This is a genomic window from Sandarakinorhabdus sp. (genome assembly GCF_032115815.1).
Lineage (GTDB): Bacteria > Pseudomonadota > Alphaproteobacteria > Sphingomonadales > Sphingomonadaceae > Sandarakinorhabdus.
Genome location: NZ_JAUMBI010000191.1, coordinates 1 through 3,346, shown reverse-complemented (window position 1 = coordinate 3,346; position 3,346 = coordinate 1). Strand labels below are relative to the sequence as shown.

The 3,346-nt window shown below is 66.2% G+C and carries 6 protein-coding genes; 1 reads left to right on the top strand and 5 read right to left on the bottom strand.

Annotated elements, in window-relative coordinates:
- From RT662_RS11190 to RT662_RS11180, 3 genes are all read right to left on the bottom strand, one after another.
- A partial coding sequence (locus RT662_RS11190; RefSeq protein WP_409530168.1) for a hypothetical protein occupies window positions 1–314 on the bottom strand: 314 nt, incomplete at its 3' end.
- On the bottom strand, window positions 311–1,264 hold the full coding sequence (rsmH, locus tag RT662_RS11185) for a 16S rRNA (cytosine(1402)-N(4))-methyltransferase RsmH (RefSeq protein ID WP_313670785.1): 954 nt from the start codon (window positions 1,262–1,264) through the stop codon (window positions 311–313). The genes RT662_RS11190 and rsmH, both read right to left, overlap by 4 nt.
- A complete protein-coding gene (locus tag RT662_RS11180; protein ID WP_313670784.1) occupies window positions 1,261–1,752 on the bottom strand; it encodes a hypothetical protein in 492 nt (163 codons plus the stop codon). Before RT662_RS11180 ends, rsmH begins: the two co-directional genes overlap by 4 nt.
- A gap of 59 nt (window positions 1,753–1,811) precedes the next feature.
- On the opposite strand from RT662_RS11180, the gene RT662_RS11175 reads away from it, so the two are divergent.
- Complete coding sequence (locus RT662_RS11175) at window positions 1,812–2,000, top strand: hypothetical protein (protein WP_313670783.1); 189 nt, start codon at window positions 1,812–1,814, stop codon at window positions 1,998–2,000.
- A gap of 90 nt (window positions 2,001–2,090) precedes the next feature.
- On the opposite strand, the gene RT662_RS11170 is transcribed toward RT662_RS11175, so the two are convergent.
- On the bottom strand, window positions 2,091–2,315 hold the full coding sequence (locus RT662_RS11170; protein WP_313670782.1) for a hypothetical protein: 225 nt from the start codon (window positions 2,313–2,315) through the stop codon (window positions 2,091–2,093).
- Between the two features lie 25 nt (window positions 2,316–2,340).
- Entirely contained in the window at window positions 2,341–3,315 is a 975-nt protein-coding gene (locus tag RT662_RS11165; RefSeq protein WP_313670781.1) for a cysteine synthase A, read from the bottom strand.
- Between the last annotated feature and the right edge of the window lie 31 nt (window positions 3,316–3,346).

The following is a 3,346-nucleotide window of genomic DNA, read 5'->3' as shown; positions in this document are numbered from 1 at the left end:
AACTGCACGCTCGGCGCGGATTCGGGCCGGGCGGCAAAGCTGGCCAGCTGCACCGGCGAGCGCAGGATCTGCCCGCCCTGCGGCGCCGCCAGCTGGAACACGGCATCATTCCAGCGCTGCAGTTCCGGCAGGCCGGCGCGGGTGCGCAGTTCGGCTTCCAATTCGCGCACGCGCACGGTGTTTTCCACCAGTTCGATGTTCAACTTGGTCACGGCGCGGCGCTCGGCGGCGGCGCGGGTGGTGATCACCTGCGCGCCGGCGACCACGATGGTGGTGCCGGTAATCCACAACAGGGCGGACAGATGCTGCCTCATGTGCGATCTCCATGGGCGGCGGCGCCCCAGGCGGGGGCCGCGGTGCGCACGGCGCTGCGCAAGGTGGCGCTGCGGGCACGCGGGTTGCGCGCGATTTCAGCCGCCGAAGGGCGCACGGCCTTCATCGGTTTTTCAAAGCTGGCGGGGCGTGATGCTGCCGCCAGCGGCGCGTGGCGCGAGGCGGCGGGCGCGCTGCCCGACCGGTCACGCAGGAAATTCTTCACGCGCCGGTCTTCGGCAGAATGGAAGGAGACAACCGCCAGCCGGCCACCGGGCTTGAGCAGACGTTCGGCCGCGATCAGCCCGGCATCAAGCTGGCCCAGTTCATCGTTCACATGGATGCGCAGCGCCTGGAAACTGCGGGTGGCGGAATCCTTGCCCGGCTCACCCCGGCCCAGCACGCGGCGGATCAGGCCGGCCAGTTCGCTGGTGCGGGCAAAGGGCCGATCGGCGACGATGGCGCGCGCAATCCGGCGCGAGGCGCGCTCGTCACCCAGGTGGAAGAGCACGTCGGCAATCTCTTCCTCGGCCGCAGTGTTGACGAAATCGGCGGCGCTCATGCCCTCCTGGCTCATCCGCATGTCGAGCGGGCCATCGGCCTGGAAGGAAAAGCCGCGTTCCGCCGTGTCGATCTGCATCGACGACACGCCGATATCGAAGGCGATGGCATCCACCGCGGTCACGCCATGATCGGCCAAGCCTTCGACCATCTCCGAAAACGGCCGGTGGATGAGGGTGACATCATCGGCACCGGCGATATCGGCATTCAGGGCGTGGGCTTCAGGATCGCGATCAAAGCCATAGGCGTGGGCCAAACCCTGCTGCCGCGCCGCGCGCAGATAACCGCCGGCACCCAGGGTCGCATCGACATAGAGGTCGCCGGGTTCCAGCGCGAGCGCGGCCAGCACTTCGGCCAGCAGCACCGGGACATGAGGCGCTTGCCCGTTCATGCGGCGGGCCCGTCGATCGGCAGGCCGCGCATTTCGAGTTCGGCCTCGATCTGGATGCGTTGCAGTTCGGGCAGGCCGGGCTGCGCCTTGAACGCCCACGGATCCCACAGTTCGAAATAGTTGAAGCTGCCGACAAACCAGACATGGCTGCTGATGCCGCTGATCTTGCGCAGCACCGGCGACAGCACGATGCGGCCGGCATCATCAATGGTGTGGGGCTGGGCGCTGCCGAACAGATAGGCGCGCTCGGCATAGGCTTCCGGGGTAACGGCATCGCCATGGCGTTCGTCGATGCCGGCCTGCAGCCGTTCGGCAAACAGCGTGTCAAAGGCCATCAGGCAGCGGCGGCCGGCGTGGCCAGGCCCCACCAGCACCTGCTTGCCACCGGACTTCGCAGTGAGAACGTCGCGAAAGGTCGCCGGCACAGACAGCCGGCTCTTCGCGTCAACCGCGTTCAGTCCATAGCCAAGATACGAATTTGCCGACACCCCATACCCCTGCCGCAGGGCGCCGTTGCAGCCAGTTTCGCCCGGATACTGCTGGGTCGATGAACGGCGGCACGGCGCATACACCCGCTGTGGAAAACGGATGTATCATGGGATTTGATGGGAGCCAATGGAATCTGATGGGCAAATGGCCGCTTAAATGGGGATATCCTTGGTGGAAAACGGCCAAATGGGACGATGTTCTTGCCTTGTTCTATGGTGTTTCGGTGTGTGATTTGGGCTGTGGATAAGTCTGTGGGGCATATTGGCCCGGATTCGGATGGGATTGACCCCCGCCGGGCCTGCCGATTCGCCCCGAATATGCGCCGCTGTTGGGCTGATCACTGATCTTCAACCGGCCTTGTGGCCGGGCCGGGGGCAACGCCGAGCACAGCCAAGGGCTCGCCGGCGCCGGGTTTGTCCTCGCGGCCGGTCGGGCGCAGGCCAGCCGCGGCCACCAGCACGATCAGGAAAACGGCTGCGAGGCCGGTCAGGCCCCAGCGCAAGCGTTCCCCGCTGCGACGCGCGCGAAGATCGGATGCAGGCGAGGTTGGGGGCAAATCCATCAAGCGTTGATTCTACGCCCTGGAGTCAGGCTGCGGCAAGCCCCTTGGCCGCCAGCCAATCCGGATTGTAGATGGTCGAAAGATAGCGCAGCCCGCTGTCGCACAGGATGGTGACGATCACATGGCCCGGACCCATCTGGCGCGCCAGCCGCACCGCACCCGCCACGTTGATGCCGGACGACAGGCCAAGGCAGATGCCTTCTTCCGCGTTCAGCCGGCGCACCCAGGCGAGGCCCTCGGCATCCGGCACCCGGAACTGGGCATCAACCGTCAGCCCATCAAGATTGCCGGTGATGCGCGACTGGCCAATGCCTTCCGACACGCTTGATCCTTCGGCCTTCAGTTCGCCATGGGCAAACCAGTTGAACAGCGCGGCGCCTTCGGGATCGGTGAGCGCGATGATGACATCGGGTTTTTCGGCGCGCAGGCCCAGCGCCACCCCGGCCAGCGTGCCGCCGGTACCCACCGCGCAGGTGAAGCCATCGATGCGGCCCTGCGTTTGCCGCCAGATTTCCGGCGCGGTGGTGCGGATATGGGCCAATCGGTTGGCAACATTGTCGAACTGGTTGGCCCAGATCGCGCCCGGGGTTTCTTCGGCGATGCGCCGCGATGTGTGCACATAATGGCCGGGGTTGGCATAGGGTGCCGCCGGCACCAGCACCAGTTCGGCCCCCAGCGCGCGCAGCGTGTCCATTTTCTCGCGGCTCTGGGTTTCGGGCATCACGATGATCGTCTTGTATCCGCGCGCGGCGCCAACCACGGCAAGGCCGATGCCGGTGTTGCCGGCGGTGCCTTCAACGATGATGCCGCCCGGTTTCAGCAGGCCCGCCTTTTCCGCATCCTCGATGATGCCCAGCGCCGCTCTGTCCTTCACGCTGCCGCCGGGGTTGAGGAATTCGGCCTTGCCCAGGATGGTGCAGCCGGTTTCCTCGCTGGGCCCCTTCAGGGTGAGAAGCGGCGTGTTGCCGATCAGGCTGATGATGTCGGGGGCGATGTGCATGGCGAGCTTTTACGCCCTTGCTGGCCCGGCC